Below are 20,221 nucleotides of genomic sequence, written 5' to 3' on the forward strand. Positions count from 1 at the left end.
AATTCAACATGTCTGAAAACCAAAAAACCGCAGTAGATAAAGCACAGGAATACTACAACAGCGATGACGCCGACAATTTTTACTTTACCATTTGGGGCGGCGAGGATATCCATGTTGGTCTCTATAATTCAGAAGATGAACCAATATTTGACGCCAGTCGACGTACAATTGAAAGGATGGCATCAAAAATAAGCAATCTGGATAAGGATAGTAAGATTCTGGATATCGGAGCTGGTTATGGTGGAGCTGCCAGGTATCTGGCCAAAAAATATGGATGTCAGGTAGTTGCTCTTAATTTGAGTGAAGTAGAAAATGAACGCGACCGAAAAATGAATGAAGATCAGGGTCTTGACCATCTTATAACAGTTGTTGATGGTAGCTTTGAAGAAATTCCCTATCCCGATTTCTCTTTCGATGTAGTGTGGTCCCAGGATGCAATCCTTCATAGTGGTAATCGTGAACAGGTTCTCAAAGAAGTTGCCCGTGTGCTGAAAAGTGGCGGAGATTTTGTATTTACTGATCCGATGCAGACTGACGATTGTCCGGAAGGGGTCTTGCAACCAATACTGGACCGTATCCATCTGGAATCTCTCGGTTCACCCGGTTTTTATCGGGAATCTGCCAAAAAGTATGGTATGAAGGAAATTGAATTTGAGGAACATGCTTCCCAGCTGCCGACTCATTATGGAAGAGTGTTGAAAGAAACTGAAAGCCAGGAAGATGAGCTCTCCAGGGTAGTCAGTCAGAACTACATCAATAATATGAAACAGGGTCTCAATCACTGGGTACACGGTGGTAATAACGGATATCTTACCTGGGGTATATTCCACTTACGTAAAAAATAATTGGAATAATTACCTTTTTTTATTTTCATATGGATGGTCTATAATTCAAACTAGAATCATAATTTAGGAGTACATATAAATGGACAAAGCTTTAATTTGTGGATCTTTTGCTTTTGATAATATCATGGTTTTTAATGACCAGTTCAAGAATCATATTTTGCCGGATAAAGTGCATATATTAAATGTGTCATTCCTTGTACCTGAACTGCGTCGTGAGTTTGGAGGTTGTGCGGGAAACATAGCCTATAATCTCAAATTACTAGGTGGTAATCCCCTCCCGATGGGGACGGTTGGTACAGATTTTGAGGATTATGCAAAATGGATGGATGAGAAGGGTATCAACCGGGAACATGTGAATGTGGTTGATGGCACATTTACAGCACAGGCTTTCATTACAACAGATATGGATGACAACCAGATAACTGCCTTCCATCCCGGGGCAATGAACTATTCTCATAATTATTCAGTACTTGATGTAAATGATCCTGCAGTGGGCATTGTATCACCGGATGGCAGGGAGGGTATGATTCAGCACGCACGGGAATTTGTGAGTGCGGGTATACCTTTCATCTTTGACCCCGGTCAGGGCCTGCCTATGTTTGATGGTGATGAATTAATGGAATTCATAGAGCAGGCTACCTGGTTGACAGTTAACGACTATGAGTGGCAATTGATTCAAGAGAGGACTGGCAAGAGTCAGGAGGAGATATCTGCAAAGCTCAAAGCTCTTATAGTTACAAAAGGTCCGGAAGGTTCATTGATCTATAAAGACGGTGAGGTAATCCAGATTCCTGCTGCCAAACCAGCTGCTTTGCAGGATCCCACGGGTTGTGGGGACGCATATCGTGCTGGCTTGCTCTATGGTCTAACAAATGACCTGGATTGGGAAACCACAGGACGGATTGCATCTTTGATGGGTGCTATAAAAATTGAACACCAGGGTACCCAGAACCATCACTTTAAGCTAGCAGATTTCAAGAGACGTTTCAAGGAAGCCTTCGGTACGGTCTTTTAAACAAAATCGGACTAATTTCAGGTGGAAGAAGTTCTGGTCTATTACACCATAATTTCTTCTTATTTTGTTTATTTGGAGCTATTTGAATGGGGTTGCTTATGTTGCAATTACACATGCAAATGATTTGGGAATTTTGGGGTTATTTGCATTTTTGGTTAATTTACAAGTGCGGGTTGCAATATTGCAATCTGTCGTGACGTCTGTGGTTGCATTAATAAGGTTTAAGTATTTTACAGACAAAGTATATTCATTCATCAGTTTTTGTTTTTCCCAAATATTGTCGGTGTTTCCTTTGTGTGGGATTAGAAATTGTAAATAGTTTTTCTATAGAATCATTATCAAATGAGGTATTGTATGATCGATGAGGGACTTATTGAATCTGGTGAACAAAAGATCGAGTGGGCCAGGAATCATATGCCTGTTCTTTCTATAATCAGGAAGGAATTCGAAGAAGAAAAACCTCTGAAAGGTCACAGGATAGCAATGGCACTTCATGTAGAGGCAAAGACCGCCGTATTGGTAGAAACCCTTGCTGCAGGAGGCGCCGAGATTGCTATTACCGGTTGCAATCCTCTGAGTACGCAGAATGATGTGGCTATGGCTCTGGATACGAAGGATAATATCGATTGTTTTGCAAAATATGATTGTTCCAGCAAGGAATATTACGGCTCTATTGACAGAGTACTTGATATTGATCCGGATATAACCATCGATGACGGTGCGGACCTGATTTTTAAGCTTCATACGGAAAGGACCGAACTCCTTGATTCAATACAGGGTGGGTGTGAGGAAACTACCACAGGAATCCATCGTCTCAAGGCAATGGAAGCGGAAGGAGCCCTGAGGATGCCGGTAATTGCCGTAAATGACGCTATGACCAAATTCCTTTTTGATAACCGTTATGGTACGGGGCAATCTTCCTGGGATGCGATCATGAGGACTACCAACCTGTTAGTGGCGGGTAAGACCGTTGTCATTGGTGGCTATGGCTGGTGTGGTCGTGGTGCTGCGATGCGGGCTTCAGGTCTGGGTGCAAATCTCATTGTGACGGAAGTGGATCCAATACGTGCTCTTGAAGCAAAAATGGATGGCTTCAGGGTCATGCCTATGCAAAAAGCCGCTCTTTATGGTGATATCTTTGTGATGACTACTGGGAACACTGATGTACTGAACAGGAATCATTTTGAGTTGATGAAAGATGGTGCAATACTTGCCAATTCCGGGCACTTCAATGTGGAAATAAATCTGGAAGATCTTGTTGCATTGTCTTCTTCAGTAAGGGATGTCAGGAAAAATATCAAAGAATATACGGTAGGCGGTAAACACATTAATGTTCTTGCCGATGGCAGGTTGGTAAATCTTGCTGCAGGCGATGGTCATCCGGCTGAAGTGATGGATATGAGTTTTGCGAACCAGGCCCAATGTGCGCGTTATATTGCCGAGAATAAACTCGACATAGGGGTGCATGCGGTACCTTATGATCTGGATGTGCGTGTGGCCAGGCTGAAACTGGAATCTCTTGGTGTCGAAATAGACTCATATTCCCCCAAACAGGCAGAATATATGGGTGGCTGGGAATGTGGAACATAAACAGCTAACTTTGTAAAGTCCGGAAATGATGCTATATATATCTTGTTTGTAGTAGTGTTCTACTGCTTCTTTATTTTCCGCAATTATGGTTCATTTTTATGCGTTGGAGGCATTTGATTTTCGGTAGAAGTGCCCTCTACAATAAACCTTATATACAATGCCACTCATGTATTGGCGCTGCCTAAGGGTGGTATAAATGGTGTATGCAGCAAATATTGTGGGCTCGTAGCTTAGTCAGGCAGAGCGTCTGGCTTTTAACCAGACGGTCTAGGGTTCAAATCCCTACGAGCCCGCCACAAAATTATGGGAAACATTTACCTGCAGATTTTTTAGGAGGATATTATTTGAGTAAGTTCAGCCTGCTTGATCATGAATTCATTCCCCGTCATGAAATTATTGATGAGGATGAAATAAAATCTGTTCTTAAAGAGTATAATATTGGTAGGGAACATCTACCTAAAATCAAGATAGAAGATCCTGTTATTAAAGAAATTGGTGCTGAAGTGGGAGACGTAGTAAAAATTACCCGCAAAAGCCAGACTGCAGGAGAGGCCCCCTATTATCGGTATGTAATTGAATGACATGCATGACTAATATTCGCCGGGTTTATGTCCCGTTCATTGATTTTGTTCTCACGCTTACATTCGCATGCGCTACGTTGTTTGCCTGAATATTCTATATTAACTTAAAAGAAGGTGCTAGCATCGCTTTGGATACCAGTTTTCTGTCGGAAGCCTATTTCACAAGGGATAAAATCGTACAACACCACATCGATTCATATAACAAGTTCTTAAACAGCGGTCTTCAGAAAGTTATCGATGAACAACATCTCATCGAAACTGACATTGAGGATATATACGTCAAGTTAGGCCGCATCAGAGTTGAGAAACCGGTTGTCAAGGAGGCGGATGGTGCAATTGAAAACCTCTACCCCAATGAGGCCAGACTTCGAAACCTTTCTTATTCTGCTCCTCTTTTCCTCGAAATGTCCGTGGTCAAAGGTGGAGAAGAATCCGAACCAAGGGAAGCCAAAATTGGGCAACTACCGGTTATGATCAAATCCGAGATCTGTAATCTTGTTGGAATCGATGATGAGGAAATGATCGAACACGGCGAGGATCCGCTTGATCCAGGAGGCTACTTTATCGTTAATGGTACCGAAAGGGTAGTTATGACCCTTGAGGATCTTGCACCCAACAAGATACTGGCCGAAATCGGAGAGCGTTACGGGGATCGCATAGAAGTTGCAAAGGTTTTCTCCCAGCGCAGAGGTTACAGGGCACTTGTGGTGGTTGAAAGAGGCAGGAAAGCCCTGCTGGAAGTTTCTTTCCCCTCCATCTCCGGAAGGATTAATTTCATCACTCTTCTCAGGGCTCTTGGTATTGAAACAGATGAAGATGTCGTCAAGACGGTTTCAACAGATCCGGAAATAATGAAGTTCATGTTCGAAAACCTCGAAGAGTCGGAAGTAGATACAGTAGAAGAGGCGGTTGAGAAGATTGGTATGAGGGTGGCCTCCGGTCAGGCAAGTGAGTATCAGGTCAAGAGGGCAAATTATGTTATTGACAGGTATCTGCTTCCTCATCTTGGTAATGAGCCAGAGGACAGGATTGCAAAAGCCCATTTCCTGGGTCGCATGGCCGAATCATGTTTTGAACTGGCTCTTGACCGTCGTAGTGCGGATGATAAGGATCACTATTCCAACAAGCGCCTGAAACTAACGGGTGACTTGCTGGAAGATCTCTTCAGGGTGGCTTTCAACCGCCTGACACGTGATGTCAAATACCAGCTTGAAAGAGCAAACATGAGGAACAGGGAATTGAATGTTTCCACATTGGTCCGGGCAGATGTCCTTACCGACCGTCTCCAGCATCCACTTGCAACAGGTAATTGGGTTGGAGGAAGGAGTGGGGTATCCCAGTTGCTTGATCGTACTGATTATATTTCTACACTTTCCCACCTCAGGCGAGTAATATCTCCTCTCTCCAGGGCACAACCTCACTTTGAAGCCCGTGATCTGCACTCTACTCAGTGGGGCAGATTGTGTCCCTCAGAAACACCAGAGGGTCCCAACTGTGGTTTGGTGAAAAATTTCGCCCAGATGGTGGAACTATCCACAGGGGTGGATGATTTCGATAAAGTGAAAAATGTGCTTTATGGTCTTGGTGTGGCACCGGCGCAGCTTCATGTGCCTGAAAAGATCCTTAAGTATTCCAATGAGATTGGAACTGATGCAGAGGAACATGAAATGCCAGTAGATGATTTGATAAAATCCCCTGGTTATCAGGATATTACTGATGATAGTGGTAAGAACCCTCTTGGTAAAGAGGGGGTGATTCTTGGTGACTGATGCTAAAGTATTCCTGAATGGTGAACTAATAGGCACACATCCTGATCCCGTCAATCTTGTGGAAGATATTCGCAAGCAGAGAAGGGCCGGTATGCTTTCCAGACAGGTAAATGTAGCCCTTTATGAAGATATTCATGAAGTGATCATCAATTCCGATATAGGGAGGGCAAGAAGGGCGCTTGTAGTAGTGGAAAATGGCTTGCCTCTTGTTACTGAAGACCATATTGATAAGCTCAAAAGCGGAGATTTGACGAGTGCAGATCTCATCAGGCAGGGTCGTATTGAATATCTGGATGCCGAAGAAGAAGAAAATTCATATGTGGCTCTCTATGAGAGTGACATCACTCCCAAACACACACACCTTGAAATAGATCCCTCTCTGATTCTGGGTATCTGTGCAGGTATGGTCCCTTATCCGGAACATAATGCATCCCCCAGGATTACTATGGGTTCGGCTATGATCAAACAATGTATTGGTGTGTCCACTTCCAACCTGAAACTCAGGCCTGATACTCGTGCACACGTGTTACATTACCCCCAGAAAGCACTCACACGTACGCAGACATGTGAATCAATTAACTTTGATGAAAGGCCTGCGGGTCAGAACTTCGTTGTGGCTGTAATGTCCTATGAAGGTTATAATATTGAAGATGCACTGGTTTTTAACAAAGGGTCCATTGAAAGAGGCTTGGGTAGGAGCCACTTCCTCAGGACTTTTGAGGGCGAAGAACGTCGTTATCCCGGTGGGCAGGAAGATAAATTTGAGATTCCCGATTCGGAATTCAGGGGTGCACGTAGTGCGGAAGCCTATGCGAACCTGGATGTTGACGGGCTTGTCAATCCGGAGACCACAGTTGGGCCTAATTCAGTATTGATCGGTAAGACCAGTCCTCCGCGTTTCCTTGAAGAACAAACGGATTTCGGTATCACCGTAGAACAGAGAAGGGAAAGTGCAATCACCATGCGCTCCAATGAAAAAGGTGTGGTTGATACTGTTCTGCTTACTGAATCCATTAACGGTACCAGGCTCACCAAGGTAAAGGTCAGGGATCAAAGGATTCCTGAGATTGGTGACAAGTTTGCTTCAAGGCACGGTCAGAAAGGAGTAATCGGACTTATAGTTCCATATCACGATATGCCCTTCACAGAATCCGGAATGGTTCCGGATCTGGTAATCAATCCTCATGCAATCCCTTCACGTATGACAGTTGCACATGTTCTGGAAATGATCGGTGGTAAAGTAGGATCTGTAGAAGGAAGACGTATCAATGCAACTGCCTTTTCCGGAGAAAAAGAAGATGACCTGCGTGCAGGTTTACAGAAACATGGTTTTTCGCACACCGGTAAAGAAGTCTTTTATGATGGTGTGACCGGTAAAAAGGTCCAGGCCGATATCTTTGTTGGTGTTATTCTTTATCAGAAGCTACACCACATGGTAGCATCCAAGATGCATGCAAGGTCCCGTGGCCCAGTTCAGGTTCTCACACGCCAGCCAACCGAAGGACGTGCCCGTGAAGGTGGTCTGCGATTTGGTGAAATGGAAAGGGATGTACTTATTGGTCATGGTGCAGCGATGACCCTTAAGGAAAGATTGCTTGATGAATCTGATAAGGTTGAAGAGCTTGTCTGTAGTAATTGTGGCATGATCGCGACCTTTGACCGCAGGCGTAATGTGAGGTACTGTTCAAACTGTGGATCAGAAACGGACATCCACCGTGTAGAAATGAGCTATGCATTCAAACTTTTGCTGGATGAAATCAAATCCCTTGGAGTAGCTCCGAGGCTCAGACTTGATGATGCTGTGTGATGGTGATATCAATGGATAATACTATACCCTCTATTCCCCAGAGAATTGGTGCAATCAGATTCGGTCTCCTGTCTCCACGGGAAATCCGTAAAATGAGTGTTACTTCTATTATTACTGCTGACACATATGACGACGATGGTTATCCAATTGACATGGGTTTAATGGACCTTAGACTGGGTGTTATAGATCCGGGTTTGAGGTGTAAGACCTGTGGAGGCAGGGCCGGTGAATGTCCGGGCCACTTCGGTCATATTGAACTTGTGGCACCGGTACTACACGTAGGATTTAATAAGGTAATAAGAAAAATACTACGTTCAACCTGTCGTAACTGCAGCCATCTTCTTCTTGAGGACAAACAGAAGAAGGCCTATCTTAATCAGTTTGCCAAACTGGATGTAATGAGTCATCTGCCTGATGATCTGATTAATAATGTATTCAAAGAAGCACGAAAGACCAAGATTTGCCCATATTGTGGTGAAGAGCAACTTGAGATAAAATTCGAAAAACCCTCGGATTACATAGAGAATGATTACAAGTTGACACCGACTGAAATCCGTGATCGTCTTGAACATATCCCGGATGATGACCTAAAGGTCATGGGTATGGATCCTGTTTCTGCAAGACCTGAATGGATGGTTCTTACAGTGCTCGCAGTTCCTCCTGTAACAGTTCGTCCTTCTATTACTCTGGAATCAGGTCAGCGTAGTGAAGATGATCTAACTCACAAACTTGTGGATATTATTCGTATAAACCAGCGTTTTCAGGAAAATCGTGATGCAGGTGCACCACAACTTATAATCGAGGATCTCTGGGAACTGTTGCAGTATCACCTTACTACGTTCTTTGACAACGAAGTTTCAGGTGTTCCTCCGGCAAGACACAGGTCTGGTCGTCCCCTAAAGACTCTTACACAGCGTCTTAAAGGAAAGGAAGGTCGTTTCAGGGGAAGTCTTTCCGGTAAACGTGTGAATTTCTCTGCACGTACGGTTGTGTCTCCGGATCCCAACCTTAGTATCAATGAGGTGGGTGTACCCTACGCAATTGCCAGGCAAATGACAATTCCTGTAAGGGTTATCTCCAGAAACCTTGAAATGATGCGTGCATATGTTGCAAGAGGGGGAGAAACTCATCCCGGTGCTAATTATGTATTCCGTGAAGATGGTCGCAGACTCAAGATCACCGAAGCCAACAAAGAAGAACTTGCTGAAAAACTCGAACCTGGCTGGACAGTTGAAAGGCAGATGCAGGATGGGGACATTGTTCTCTTTAACAGGCAGCCTTCTCTTCACAAAATGAGTATAATGGCACATAAGGTCAAGGTTTTGCCAAATAAGACGTTCAAACTTAATCCATCTGTCTGTCCTCCTTACAATGCGGACTTTGACGGCGATGAAATGAATATGCACGTTCTGCAGACGGAAGAATCCCGCGCGGAAGCAAGCATTTTGATGCAGGTTCAGGAAAACATCCTGTCTCCTCGTTTTGGCGGTCCTATCATAGGTGGTATTCATGACCATATTTCAGGTATGTTCCTGCTGACGCGTAATGAAAAGATGATCAGTAAGAACGATGCTCTGGAACTTTTACGTAAATCAGAAGTACGTGAGCTTCCGGAGCCTGCAGGTTATAATGATGCAGGAGATCCTTTCTGGACAGGTAAACAGATTTTCAGCCAGATTCTTCCAAATGATCTCAATCTTGAATTTAAAGCCAATGTATGTTTCAAGTGTGATGTATGCAAGGGCAGGGATTGTGAGTATGATTCTTATGTGGTGGTTGAAAATGGTGAACTGGTGGCCGGAACAATCGATGAGAAAGCAATCGGTGCCTTTAAGGGCAAGATACTTGACTCCATTGTGAAAAGATATGGTTCAACCGAGGCTGCTCAGTTTGTGGACGATATGACTCGGCTTGCGATTCGTGGTGTGATGCGTACCGGCCTTAGTTTTGGTATCAGTGATGAGGACATTCCTCGTGAAGCAAGACTGAATATCGATGAGGAACTTGAACGGGCTGAAAACGAAGTTGCAGAACTTATTCAAGCTTATGAAGCAAAAGAACTTGAACCCCTCCCGGGCCGAACTCTCGCTGAAACCATCGAGCTTAAGATCATGCAGTCTCTGGGTAAGGCGAGGGACCATGCAGGTACCATTGCAGGAAACCATCTGGGACTGGAAAATTCTGCTGTGATCATGGCAAAATCCGGTGCACGTGGTTCTATGCTGAACCTGACACAGATGGCAGCCTGTGTGGGTCAGCAGGCTGTGCGTGGTGAGCGTATCAGGAGAGGCTATGAAGGACGTACACTGCCACACTTTGATAGAGGTGACCTTGGTGCTGATGCACATGGTTTCGTAAAGTCCAGCTATAAGAGTGGCTTAAACCCTACGGAATACTTCTTCCATGCAGTGGGAGGTAGGGAAGGTCTTGTTGATACTGCGGTGCGTACATCCCAGTCCGGTTATCTTCAGCGTCGTCTTGTAAACGCTCTTCAGGACCTCGAAGTACAATATGATCGATCCGTACGTGAGACACGTGGTGTTATTGTACAATTCAAGTACGGAGAGGATGGTATAGATTCTACCAAGAGCGATTACAACAGTAAGGATACGGTACATAACATAGTAAGTTCTGTTACTGGTAAGGAGGTGAAATAAATGGTACTTCAGGAAGCAACAATTGAAGGTATGGTCAAAGACTTACCTCTTCCCAGTGATGTAAAGCAGACTCTTATTAGTGATTCGGTTAAGGCGAGTGTAAATAAGAAGCAGATGGAGGAAATTATTGAAAAACTCCTGGAAACTTATGATAAATCCTGCGTGGAACCCTGTGAAGCTGTAGGTGTTATTTCTGCACAGTCGATCGGTGAGCCAGGTACACAGATGACAATGCGTACTTTCCACTATGCTGGTGTGGCTGAGATCAATGTTACACTGGGTTTGCCCAGGTTGATTGAGATTGTTGATGCACGTAAACGTCCCAGTACACCAATGATGACCGTCCATCTTGACAATGAGTATCTCGAAGACAGGGAGTTTGCAAACAAGATTGCCTGGATGATTGAAGCTACGCATGTTGAGCACCTTGCCGATGTCACTACTGATCTTTCTAACATGCAGCTTGTTATTGATTTGAATGAAAAGGCCATGAATAAAAGGGAAGTAGGTATTGAATCGGTAATGGAAAAACTTGAGCATGGTCTTGGTGTTTCCGTTGTTCAGGCCAGTGAAGTTTCCAACCAGCTTCTTATAAAACTGAAAGAACCCTCCTATCGTGAGCTATTACAGCTTGCAAAGAAGATCAATACCATTACATTGAAGGGTATTGATGGCATCAAGAGAGTAGTTGTCAGAAAAGAGGATGGTGAATACAGGCTCTATACAGAAGGTTCCGAACTCAAGAAAGTCCTTGAAATTGATGGTATAGATCCCACAAGGACAAGCACCAATAACATTGGGGAGATCTATGAGGTCTTTGGTATCGAAGCTGCAAGAAATGCAATAATCAAAGAGGCTACAGATACCCTGCGTGAACAGGGTCTTGAAGTTGATGTGAGGCATATTATGTTGGTGGCGGATATAATGTCCTGTGACGGTGAAGTAAAACAGATAGGTCGTCATGGAATATCCGGTGAAAAAGCCAGTGTGTTTGCACGTGCGGCTTTCGAAGTAACCGTAAATCATTTGCTTGATGCAGGTTTGCGTGGAGAGGTTGATGAATTGAGTGGTGTTACTGAGAATATTATTGTCGGCCAGCCAATCAAACTCGGAACAGGAGATGTTCATCTCGTTTCCAGAAATCCTCTACAGGGATGAAACTGTAACCAGAAACTAGATATAAGGAATCAGGTATTAAAGTACCAATCTTAAATTCAAAAGGGTTGATCTATATGGATATTAATGTTGATAAGGCATTGCTTAAAGTCATTAGGACAGGAGATGTTGTGGTCGGGGCAAACAGGACCATTGATGTAGCTACAAACGGAGATGCAAAAATGGTAGTAGTTTCTGCAAACTGCCCGGCATACATCAGGGAAAAAATCGAGGAAACAGATTTACCAGTACTGAAATACGCAGGTTCAAGTATGGATCTTGGCACTGTTTGTGGTAAACCGTACACTATCACCACCATGGCAATCGTTGATGCTGGTGAATCTGATATTATAGGATTAGTTTAAAATAGAGGGTGTTTTATTTTTGAGTGATATCAAACTTTCAACAGATGCTATCAGATATATAGCCCTGTTTGAAAGTATGACCGGGGCATCCATTAAGGATTGTCTTATAGACGATGATCGAATTATCTGCGTGGTCAACAATGGCGATATGGGTGCTGCAATCGGGAAGCATGGAGATAATATTAACCGCTTCAAAAAAGCAGTCGACAAGCAGGTGGATTTAATAGAGTATTCCGATGATCCGGTAACCTTCATCAAGAACGTATTTGGCACAATTCCTACAGAATCTGTAGAAATCAGCGATAAAAACGATAAAAGGGTTGCCTATGTTGAGGTTTCCAGTATGAATAAAGGTCTGGCCATCGGGAAAAGCGGTCGAAATATTGATAAGATAAAAAGGATTGTAAACCGTCATCATGATATCGAAGATTTAATATTACAATAATCCGGGTTTCAAATATTTAACTCATCTATTGGAGGATACTAAATGACAAATGGAAAATATGCAGCTCATAAACTTAAAGCGGCACGTAAAAATGCAAGGTGGAAAGATACTCGCTACAGCAGGCGAACCCTTGGACTGAATGTAAAGTCTGATCCTTTATCAGGAGCTCCTCAGGGGCGCGGTATTGTGCTGGAAAAGGTAGGTATTGAAGCCAAACAGCCCAACTCTGCTATCAGGAAATGTGTAAGGATTCAATTGATCAAGAACGGTAGGCAGGCAACTGCTTTCTGTCCCGGGGACGGTGCCATCAATTTCATTGATGAACATGACGAAATAACAGTGGAAAGAATTGGTGGACGCATGGGTGGTGCAAAGGGTGATATTCCCGGTGTGCGCTTTAAGGTCACAGCTGTTAATAACGTCAGTTTGAACGAGATGGTCATCGGCAAAAAGGAGAAGCCAAGGAGATAATTCTTATGAATAAATTATTCGGTAAATGGGATATGACTGAGGTTGAAGTGGCCGACCCCGGTCTCAGAAGGTATGTGAATGTCGATCCAATTGCAATTCCCAATACAGGCGGCAGGCACGCAAGACAGCAGTTCAATAAGTCCGATCTTTCAATTGTTGAAAGACTTATTACCAATCTGATGCGTGGAGAGGAGAATACAGGTAAGAAGCAGTGCACAATGACTGCTGTAAAGGAAGCTTTTGATATTATCCATTCCAAAACGGACAAAAATCCTGTTCAGGTACTTGTTGAGGCAATTTCCCATACTGGTCCAAGGGAAGAGGTAGTACGCCTTAAATACGGTGGAATCTCTGTACCAAAAGCGGTGGATACCGCACCTCAGAGAAGAGTTGATTCTGCACTGAGGTATATTGCTATGGGTACCAAGCAGACATCTTTCAAATCCAAACGTTCATTTGCCAGCTGTCTTGCGACAGAACTTATCGCAGCATCAAACGGGGATGCAAAGTGCTTCTCTGTGAACAGGAAAGATGCAAAAGAAAGGGTTGCAAAGGCTGCACGTTAATCTTGTATTATAGTGAATTACTGCGTAGGTTGTAGTTATGGGACGAAGGAAAAAAATGGTAGAGCGTGTAAAAGCGCTTATGAGTAATCCCGATATGATCCGAAATATCGGTATTGTAGCACACATCGATCATGGTAAAACCACTTTATCAGATAATCTTCTGGCAGGTGCAGGGATGATTTCTCAGGACCTTGCCGGAAGGCAACTTTTCATGGACTCTGATGAGGAAGAACAGGAAAGAGGTATTACCATTGATTCAGCTAACGTTTCAATGGTGCACGAATATGATAACAATGAATACCTCATTAACCTCATAGACACCCCCGGTCACGTTGACTTCGGTGGCGATGTTACACGTGCCATGCGTGCAGTGGATGGTGCTGTTGTTGTAATAGATGCTGTTGAAGGCACAATGCCACAGACTGAGACTGTTCTGAGACAGGCACTTAAGGAACACGTAAGACCTGTACTTTTCATTAACAAAGTTGATCGTCTGATCAATGAACTTCAGGAAGGCGGACAGGAAATGCAGATGCGTCTCGGGAAGCTTATTGATCTTGTTAACAAACTCATCAAAGGTATGAATGAGGAACGTTATAAGGCCGGCTGGAAAATCGATGCTGCAGGCGGTACTGTTGCATTCGGTTCAGCTCTTTATAACTGGGCAATCAGTGTTCCAATGATGCAGAAGACCGGTGTAAGTTTCAATGACGTTTATGAATACTGCCGCAATGAAGATATGAAGACACTTGCTGAAAAATGTCCTCTCCATGAAGCAGTCAACGATATGGTAATCAGGCACCTTCCAAGTCCGATCGAGGCACAGGAAGGGCGTGTCGGTGCCATCTGGCATGGCGATAAAACCTCTGAAATAGGCAAGGCTATGAAAGACGCCGATGCAAATGGAGATCTTGCTTTCATGGTTACCGATATTGCAATGGACCCGCATGCAGGTGAAGTTGCTACAGGAAGACTCTTCAGTGGCTCTTTAACCAGAGGTATGGAGGTTAACGTTTCAGGAACAACCGCCAAAAACAGGATTCAGCAGGTCGGTGTGTTTATGGGTCCTGAAAGGCTGGAAGTGGAAAAGATTCCTGCAGGCAATATTGCCGCTGTGACGGGTCTCAAGGATGCTATTGTAGGTTCTACTGTCACCACCCTGGAAGATATGGTGCCATTTGAAAGCATTCAGCATGCAAGTGAACCTGTAGTAACAGTGGCTGTTGAAGCCAAACATATGAAGGATCTTCCAAAATTGGTAGAGGTCTTGCGTCAGGTAGCTAAAGAGGATCCAACTCTTCAAATAAAACTTGACGAAGAAACCGGTGAGCATCTTCTTGCAGGAATGGGTGAGTTACACCTTGAAGTCATAGGTCACAGGATTGAACGTGATAAGGGTGTAGAAATCACTACCACCCCTCCAATCGTTGTTTACCGTGAATCTGTAAAATCTCATGCAGGTCCTGTTGAAGGAAAGTCCCCTAACAGGCATAACAGGTTCTATATCGAGATTGAGCCACTTGACCCTGAAATCATCAAGCTTATCAAGGACGGCGAAATCAACATGAGGATGCCTGAACTTGAAAGAAGGGAACTGCTTATGAATGCCGGTATGAGCAAGGAAGAGGCCAAAGGCCTTGTAGATATTTATGAAAGCAATATCTTCCTTGACATGACCAAGGGTATTCAGTACCTGAACGAAACAATGGAATTAATTCTTGAAGGTTTCACAGAGGTTATGAAAGAAGGTCCTCTTGCCAGGGAACCATGCATGGGTGTAAAAGTCAAACTCATGGATGCCAAGCTCCACGAAGATGCTGTCCACCGTGGTCCTGCACAGGTAATTCCTGCATCAAGACAGGCTATCCAGGCGGCAATGCTTCTGGCAGGAGATGTTCTCTTCGAACCGTACCAGAAAGTATTTATCCAGGTGCCACAGGAACAGATGGGCGGCGCAACCAAAGAAATACAGGGTCGTCGCGGAATCATATTGAACATGACATCTGAAGGTGACACTACAGTGATCGAATCCAAGGCTCCGGTATCAGAACTTTTTGGATTTGCAGGTGACATACGTTCTGCAACCGAAGGACGTGCCATGTGGAGTACTGAATTTGCAGGATTTGAGTCTCTGCCTGCCAATATGGTTACAGAGATAGTTAATGAGATAAGAGAAAGGAAAGGTCTCAAGGCAGGCGTCCCGCAGCCTGAAGATTTCCTTAGTATGTGAGGAGGGAATCCCCTTCTTACTTTCTAATGTCGTTAGAAAGATTTAAACCTATTAACGACTATTACAGACAAAAAACCCTATAATAACATCAAATTAGAAGGAGAATCGATATATGGCAGACAAACCACATATGAACTTAGCAGTTATCGGTCACATCGACCACGGAAAGTCCACCCTTGTCGGTAGGCTCATGTACGAAACCGGTGCTATCCCACAGCACGTTATCGACAAATTCAGGGAAGAAGCAAAAGAGAAAGGAAAAGAATCCTTTGCCTTCGCATGGGTAATGGACTCTCTCAAAGAAGAACGTGAGAGGGGTATCACTATTGATATCGCCCACAAGAGGTTTGACACCGACAAGTACTACTTTACAATCGTGGATTGTCCAGGTCACCGTGACTTCGTTAAGAACATGATCACCGGTGCATCCCAGGCAGATGCCGCAGTCCTTGTGGTAGCAGCAACAGACGGTGTAATGGCACAGACAAAGGAACACGTTTTCCTTTCCAGGACCCTCGGTATCAACCAGCTCATTATCGCTGTCAATAAGATGGATGCAACTGACTACAGTGAGGACAAGTACAACCAGGTCAAAAAGGACGTATCCGAACTTCTGGGTATGGTTGGTTTCAAGGCTGCAGATGTCCCATTCATTCCAACCTCTGCCTTTGAAGGTGACAATGTATCTAAGAACAGTTCCAATACTCCATGGTACAATGGTCCAACTATCCTCGAGTGCCTGAACAGTCTGAAACTTCCAGAAGCTCCAGACGATCTGCCTCTCCGTGTACCTGTACAGGATGCATACACAATTTCCGGTATCGGTACAGTACCTGTAGGTCGTGTAGAAACCGGTGTAATGAAGAAAGGCCAGATGGTCACATTCATGCCAAGTGGAGCAAGCGGTGAAGTAAAGTCTATTGAGATGCACCACGAAGAAGCAAACGAAGCCAGACCCGGTGACAATATCGGATGGAACGTCAGGGGTGTCGGTAAAGCCGATGTCAGGCGTGGGGATGTCTGTGGTGAATCCAAGAATCCACCAACAGTCGCTGATGAATTCACAGGTCAGGTTGTTGTTCTGCAACATCCATCCGCAATCACAATCGGTTACACACCTGTATTCCACTGCCACACGACCCAGACTGCCTGTACACTGATGTCCATTGACAAGAAACTGGATCCAAAATCCGGTCAGGTCAAAGAAGAAAATCCAACCTTCATTAAGGCTGGTGACGCAGCAATCATAACAGTCAAGCCAACAAGGCCAATGGTCATTGAACCTGTCAAGGAAATCCCACAGCTCGGAAGGTTCGCTATCCGTGATATGGGTATGACCATCGCTGCCGGTATGTGCATGAGTGTTAAAGAGAAAAAGTAAACACTCAATTTTACCCTTTTTAGGGGGAATGAATAATGGCACAGAAAGCAAGAATAAGACTGTCGGGAATAGATCCGGTAAACCTGGACGGTGTCTGCGATCAGGTAAAATCCATCGCTGAACGCACAGGTGTAAGTATAGCCGGGCCTGTCCCGCTGCCCACCAAAAAAATGGTGGTACCAGCACGCAAAAGCCCAAGTGGTGACGGAACCGCTTCCTGGGATCACTGGGAAATGCGTGTGCACAAACGCCTGATCGACATAGCTGCAGATGAGCGTGCTCTCAGACAGCTAATGCGCATTCAGGTGCCTAAGGACATCAATATTGAAATCGTTCTTCAGAATTGAGGGAAATTTCCCTCTCTTTCTTTTGTTTTTAATTAATTGCTAATTCTCTATTCCTGCACATTTTCACACCGTTAATTATATTTATTAAATTTACTTCTTATCCTGAGTGATCTATATGTCAGAAGAAATAGAGGATGAAACCGAAGGTAAGGTCTATAGTGCATTAAAAGAAAGCGGAAAACCTATGCGATCCGGTGAAGTTGCCGAAGCTACAGATATTGATAAGAAAGTGGTCAGCAAGACAATAACCAAACTTAAGAAAAAAGGACTTGTATGTTCCCCTAAAAGGTGTTATTACTCTGTGTCTGAGGAATGATTGCTTTCCCAAGCATAAGTGAAGGCCATTTGTACTTGTACTGTCCGACCAGAAATCTCACTTCTTTGTCAGGATAAACTATATATCCATCGCTATTCAATAAAAGCAAATTTGGTGGGCCTGTAGTGTAGAGGATATCACTTTAGCCTCCGGAGCTTAGAACCCGGGTTCGATTCCCGGCAGGTCCTTAAAAAAGAGATGCCTGTTTTTACAGGCCGTACAGTTCACATAGGGCATTCTTTATTTTCTTAAAGAGATGAATCCTGTATACATCTGTATTTTTGATGTCAAATATGACTACTCCCTGAGTATGCCATGAGACGTTTTCAATCAGGCCCAATTCATCCATTTCATCCACAAAGAACCTGGCTTTGCTGTAATTGAGGTTATTTCTCCAGTCCCCCACCTGCATCTTAGATTCGCCACTTTTTTCAAGTTCGAGTTCTTCCAGACCAAACTTGTATATTTCAAACCATTGAATATCTTCCTTTGTGGCTTTGATTCTTCCCTTCTTGGTATCCTCATTGAGCATTTTAATAATCAGGTCTATATCAGAAGGTGTTATTGTGCAATCATTGATTTTATTCAGATAAAGGTCAATTTCTTCCATATTGTTACCTCGTTCTCTTTTTTTTCTTTATGTGAGGTTTGTATTTTATGCAGTATAAGTATTTCTTAACTCAATCAGGGAAAAGCACATAAATCTTACTGTTTGAAACCCTATTTGGCTTCTGGGTGACAAATCCGCCTTTTTACTTTAGTTGTTCATATTATAAATGCTGAGTATATCTTATTTACAATTATCTAATATAAATAATAGTTACTAAAAACCAAAATTAGTTCACAATAATAATTTAATGATTCGTCGATACAAAGGTATTACTCGCTTTGGAGTGCCATGTTTATACTAGTTGAACTTTAGTCTAGAGCAAAAGTGCCATTGTTTAATTCACAAAAAGAACATACTAAAAACACGCATTCACAAAATCTAGAATATAATCATAAAAACTAAAATAGAAGTTATTTAAATATAAAATAATAATTATATCGAGAAATTTTTACAAAATGATATATATTATAACCTCATTTCCTTTGAAAGATGGAGTTCAGATCAACTTCGAAATATCAACTGAACTCCATGTGCCCAAAGGCCTTTTTGACAAGCTTTGTAAATATTTAAGCTTTACTTGACAAGGTTTTTGGAGTAAAGAAACAAAGGAAACAAAATGTTAGTACAAAAAATTGAACTGAAAAAACTACTATTGATGATGGTAGTTGCGAGCATGCTGCTTGTTCCACTTGCAGGAGCATCCAGTGCCCCAGACGACATCTCAGAAAATGGAAAACATCCAGAATTAAATGCTCTTCTTCATGATATACCAGCAATAAAAGCTGTAGATTTAGAAGCAACCGAAAATGTTGATCATAGATTCAGAGCTTATGGAAAAATTCCTGAATTGAAAACTGGTCCAGAAGTGTATGAATGGGTAAACAATCTAGATCAGATTAGAACCAACATAAACAAAAATAAAGAACTCTCTGATTATTTCTATCCAAACGGTCCACTGATTGCCTATGGTACAGATGCTGATGGATATGTTACTGTAATGCTTTACAAGGATTATCCTAACATAAAAGAAGAAGACATTGCGGGAATAACAAAAATCATTCGAAACAATGCAGGAAAAGTAGGCATAAAAGATGTACCAATCATTTTTACACTTGATGAACAAATAAAACCTGCCACTGGCGACTGGCCAGCTTTGCCTTCATATTCTTTAAAATACCGCCCTATTATAGGAGGTATTGCAATGACAACAACCAATGGAACTATTGGACAGGTTGGAACCGTTGGATTTGCTGCAGAAAGAGACTCTGACAACCAGAAAGGATACGTCACCGCTGGACATGTTAGTTTCTGGTCTTCAGGAATACAGACATACCAGCCTCTTCCAGGAGTTGGTAACGAGTCAGGAACTTCTTCCCTTATTGGAAGTGACTCCGATGTTGCATTCGTTCCTTACGATAATGTGGTTGGAAAGATTCACGTAGGAGGAGGCTACACTATTGATGTAGATGGATATTACTCAGGTGGTATAACATCCATGTACTTGCAAAGATCAGGTTGTGTGAGCGGTGTAGAACTTGGTGACTATGAGGCAGTTTTAACTGGAGTAACTATTCTTGGACATTACATGGACAAAGTTAAAGTTATGGATAATGAATGTCAACAGGGAGACAGTGGTGGACCAGTATACTACACATACTATGGTCGCAACAAGGTTGTAGGCATCATCTCTGCATATGGAACCCGACTTTGACAGTCAAAAGTAATAATAGTGTTCTTAGCTTTGCTGTATTCGGTAAAAATGCAATCAAAACTAAGAACGTATGAGATTATTCCTAACAAGAATATATGCTTTCCTATCGGAACCGTCCTGGCTGTAAACCAACTTTACGAAATTCTAGATCTTCCTTCAGTTTTTGGTAAACACAAAAAGAATGGGATTGACATCAACAACCTGCTCAAAGCCCTTGTAAGTTACAAACTGACGGATAATTTCAGCATAAGTAAAGCTCACGAATGGATTAATCGGGAGGAAGTCCTTGATATTTTTACTCTTCCTGAATTCAGTGAAAGAACTCTGTACAGGGTTCTTGAAACCCTGGGAAATAATCGT

General features: G+C 43.1%; 18 protein-coding genes, 2 tRNA genes and 1 pseudogene. 20 read left to right on the forward strand and 1 reads right to left on the reverse strand.

Annotated elements, in window-relative coordinates; translation table 11 throughout:
- The first annotated feature begins 8 nt into the window (after positions 1 to 8).
- The 18 genes from CI957_RS06815 (at position 9) to CI957_RS06900 (ending at position 17,728) form a co-directional block, all read left to right on the forward strand.
- Positions 9 to 845: a class I SAM-dependent methyltransferase gene (locus CI957_RS06815; RefSeq protein ID WP_096712942.1), complete on the forward strand. Its 837-nt coding sequence runs from the start codon at positions 9 to 11 to the stop codon at positions 843 to 845.
- A 79-nt stretch (positions 846 to 924) separates the two neighbouring features.
- The gene (locus CI957_RS06820; RefSeq protein ID WP_096712941.1) at positions 925 to 1,860 is read left to right on the forward strand and encodes a carbohydrate kinase family protein; all 936 of its coding nucleotides are present in this window, start codon (positions 925 to 927) and stop codon (positions 1,858 to 1,860) included.
- Positions 1,861 to 2,214: 354 nt separating this feature from the next.
- Positions 2,215 to 3,450, forward strand: a complete 1,236-nt coding sequence (locus CI957_RS06825; RefSeq protein WP_128754534.1) for an adenosylhomocysteinase — start codon at positions 2,215 to 2,217, stop codon at positions 3,448 to 3,450.
- Positions 3,451 to 3,669: 219 nt separating this feature from the next.
- A tRNA-Lys gene (locus CI957_RS06830) sits at positions 3,670 to 3,746 on the forward strand.
- A gap of 48 nt (positions 3,747 to 3,794) precedes the next feature.
- Positions 3,795 to 4,031, forward strand: coding sequence for a DNA-directed RNA polymerase subunit H (locus CI957_RS06835; RefSeq protein WP_105460701.1), 237 nt, complete (start codon positions 3,795 to 3,797; stop codon positions 4,029 to 4,031).
- 128 nt (positions 4,032 to 4,159) lie between these two features.
- Positions 4,160 to 5,800: a DNA-directed RNA polymerase subunit B'' gene (locus CI957_RS06840; RefSeq protein ID WP_105460700.1), complete on the forward strand. Its 1,641-nt coding sequence runs from the start codon at positions 4,160 to 4,162 to the stop codon at positions 5,798 to 5,800.
- Positions 5,793 to 7,607 carry a DNA-directed RNA polymerase subunit B gene (gene rpoB, locus CI957_RS06845; RefSeq protein ID WP_105460720.1) on the forward strand — a complete coding sequence of 605 codons (1,815 nt, stop codon included), beginning with the start codon at positions 5,793 to 5,795 and terminating at the stop codon, positions 7,605 to 7,607. The genes CI957_RS06840 and rpoB overlap by 8 nt, the downstream gene beginning before the upstream one ends.
- Positions 7,608 to 7,618: 11 nt before the next feature.
- Positions 7,619 to 10,264 carry a DNA-directed RNA polymerase subunit A' gene (locus CI957_RS06850; RefSeq protein ID WP_096712967.1) on the forward strand — a complete coding sequence of 882 codons (2,646 nt, stop codon included), beginning with the start codon at positions 7,619 to 7,621 and terminating at the stop codon, positions 10,262 to 10,264.
- Between the two features lie 30 nt (positions 10,265 to 10,294).
- Positions 10,295 to 11,422: a DNA-directed RNA polymerase subunit A'' gene (gene rpoA2, locus CI957_RS06855; protein ID WP_394328818.1), complete on the forward strand. Its 1,128-nt coding sequence runs from the start codon at positions 10,295 to 10,297 to the stop codon at positions 11,420 to 11,422.
- A 74-nt stretch (positions 11,423 to 11,496) separates the two neighbouring features.
- On the forward strand, positions 11,497 to 11,784 hold the full coding sequence (locus CI957_RS06860) for a 50S ribosomal protein L30e (protein WP_105460699.1): 288 nt from the start codon (positions 11,497 to 11,499) through the stop codon (positions 11,782 to 11,784).
- Between the two features lie 19 nt (positions 11,785 to 11,803).
- Positions 11,804 to 12,229 (forward strand): NusA-like transcription termination signal-binding factor, encoded by a 426-nt coding sequence (locus tag CI957_RS06865; RefSeq protein ID WP_128754535.1) that lies wholly within the window; start codon positions 11,804 to 11,806, stop codon positions 12,227 to 12,229.
- A gap of 42 nt (positions 12,230 to 12,271) precedes the next feature.
- The gene (locus CI957_RS06870; protein WP_072359284.1) at positions 12,272 to 12,700 is read left to right on the forward strand and encodes a 30S ribosomal protein S12; all 429 of its coding nucleotides are present in this window, start codon (positions 12,272 to 12,274) and stop codon (positions 12,698 to 12,700) included.
- Between the two features lie 5 nt (positions 12,701 to 12,705).
- Positions 12,706 to 13,266: a 30S ribosomal protein S7 gene (locus tag CI957_RS06875; RefSeq protein WP_373420710.1), complete on the forward strand. Its 561-nt coding sequence runs from the start codon at positions 12,706 to 12,708 to the stop codon at positions 13,264 to 13,266.
- Positions 13,267 to 13,303: 37 nt separating this feature from the next.
- Entirely contained in the window at positions 13,304 to 15,496 is a 2,193-nt protein-coding gene (locus CI957_RS06880) for an elongation factor EF-2 (RefSeq protein WP_096712934.1), read from the forward strand.
- 112 nt (positions 15,497 to 15,608) lie between these two features.
- Positions 15,609 to 16,877, forward strand: coding sequence for a translation elongation factor EF-1 subunit alpha (gene tuf, locus CI957_RS06885; RefSeq protein WP_096712933.1), 1,269 nt, complete (start codon positions 15,609 to 15,611; stop codon positions 16,875 to 16,877).
- Positions 16,878 to 16,912: 35 nt separating this feature from the next.
- Positions 16,913 to 17,224: a 30S ribosomal protein S10 gene (rpsJ, locus tag CI957_RS06890; RefSeq protein WP_096712932.1), complete on the forward strand. Its 312-nt coding sequence runs from the start codon at positions 16,913 to 16,915 to the stop codon at positions 17,222 to 17,224.
- Positions 17,225 to 17,339: 115 nt separating this feature from the next.
- Entirely contained in the window at positions 17,340 to 17,540 is a 201-nt protein-coding gene (locus tag CI957_RS06895) for a helix-turn-helix domain-containing protein (RefSeq protein WP_096712931.1), read from the forward strand.
- 116 nt (positions 17,541 to 17,656) lie between these two features.
- Positions 17,657 to 17,728 (forward strand) — tRNA-Arg (locus CI957_RS06900).
- 20 nt (positions 17,729 to 17,748) lie between these two features.
- Here the strand turns inward: CI957_RS06900 and CI957_RS06905 are convergent.
- Positions 17,749 to 18,150 (reverse strand): hypothetical protein, encoded by a 402-nt coding sequence (locus CI957_RS06905; RefSeq protein ID WP_096712930.1) that lies wholly within the window; start codon positions 18,148 to 18,150, stop codon positions 17,749 to 17,751.
- 616 nt (positions 18,151 to 18,766) lie between these two features.
- Here CI957_RS06905 and CI957_RS06910 point away from each other — a divergent pair.
- Positions 18,767 to 19,861 carry a hypothetical protein gene (locus CI957_RS06910; protein WP_096712929.1) on the forward strand — a complete coding sequence of 365 codons (1,095 nt, stop codon included), beginning with the start codon at positions 18,767 to 18,769 and terminating at the stop codon, positions 19,859 to 19,861.
- 48 nt (positions 19,862 to 19,909) lie between these two features.
- A pseudogene (locus CI957_RS06915) lies at positions 19,910 to 20,221 on the forward strand (IS1634 family transposase); the annotation flags it as partial.

This window comes from Methanohalophilus sp. WG1-DM, from assembly GCF_004104135.1.
Lineage (GTDB): Archaea > Halobacteriota > Methanosarcinia > Methanosarcinales > Methanosarcinaceae > Methanohalophilus > Methanohalophilus euhalobius.

What these genes read in the sequence shown, in the direction of transcription:
- CI957_RS06815 (WP_096712942.1), top strand. Translation starts at nt 9, where the DNA reads ATGTCTGAAAACCAAAAAACCGCAGTAGATAAAGCACAGGAATACTAC.
- CI957_RS06820 (WP_096712941.1), top strand. Translation starts at nt 925, where the DNA reads ATGGACAAAGCTTTAATTTGTGGATCTTTTGCTTTTGATAATATCATG.
- CI957_RS06825 (WP_128754534.1), top strand. Translation starts at nt 2,215, where the DNA reads ATGATCGATGAGGGACTTATTGAATCTGGTGAACAAAAGATCGAGTGG.
- CI957_RS06850 (WP_096712967.1), top strand. Translation starts at nt 7,619, where the DNA reads ATGGATAATACTATACCCTCTATTCCCCAGAGAATTGGTGCAATCAGA.
- rpoA2 (WP_394328818.1), top strand. Translation starts at nt 10,295, where the DNA reads ATGGTCAAAGACTTACCTCTTCCCAGTGATGTAAAGCAGACTCTTATT.
- CI957_RS06860 (WP_105460699.1), top strand. Translation starts at nt 11,497, where the DNA reads ATGGATATTAATGTTGATAAGGCATTGCTTAAAGTCATTAGGACAGGA.
- CI957_RS06870 (WP_072359284.1), top strand. Translation starts at nt 12,272, where the DNA reads ATGACAAATGGAAAATATGCAGCTCATAAACTTAAAGCGGCACGTAAA.
- CI957_RS06875 (WP_373420710.1), top strand. Translation starts at nt 12,706, where the DNA reads ATGAATAAATTATTCGGTAAATGGGATATGACTGAGGTTGAAGTGGCC.
- CI957_RS06880 (WP_096712934.1), top strand. Translation starts at nt 13,304, where the DNA reads ATGGGACGAAGGAAAAAAATGGTAGAGCGTGTAAAAGCGCTTATGAGT.
- tuf (WP_096712933.1), top strand. Translation starts at nt 15,609, where the DNA reads ATGGCAGACAAACCACATATGAACTTAGCAGTTATCGGTCACATCGAC.
- rpsJ (WP_096712932.1), top strand. Translation starts at nt 16,913, where the DNA reads ATGGCACAGAAAGCAAGAATAAGACTGTCGGGAATAGATCCGGTAAAC.
- CI957_RS06895 (WP_096712931.1), top strand. Translation starts at nt 17,340, where the DNA reads ATGTCAGAAGAAATAGAGGATGAAACCGAAGGTAAGGTCTATAGTGCA.
- CI957_RS06905 (WP_096712930.1), bottom strand. Translation starts at nt 18,150, where the DNA reads ATGGAAGAAATTGACCTTTATCTGAATAAAATCAATGATTGCACAATA.
- CI957_RS06910 (WP_096712929.1), top strand. Translation starts at nt 18,767, where the DNA reads ATGTTAGTACAAAAAATTGAACTGAAAAAACTACTATTGATGATGGTA.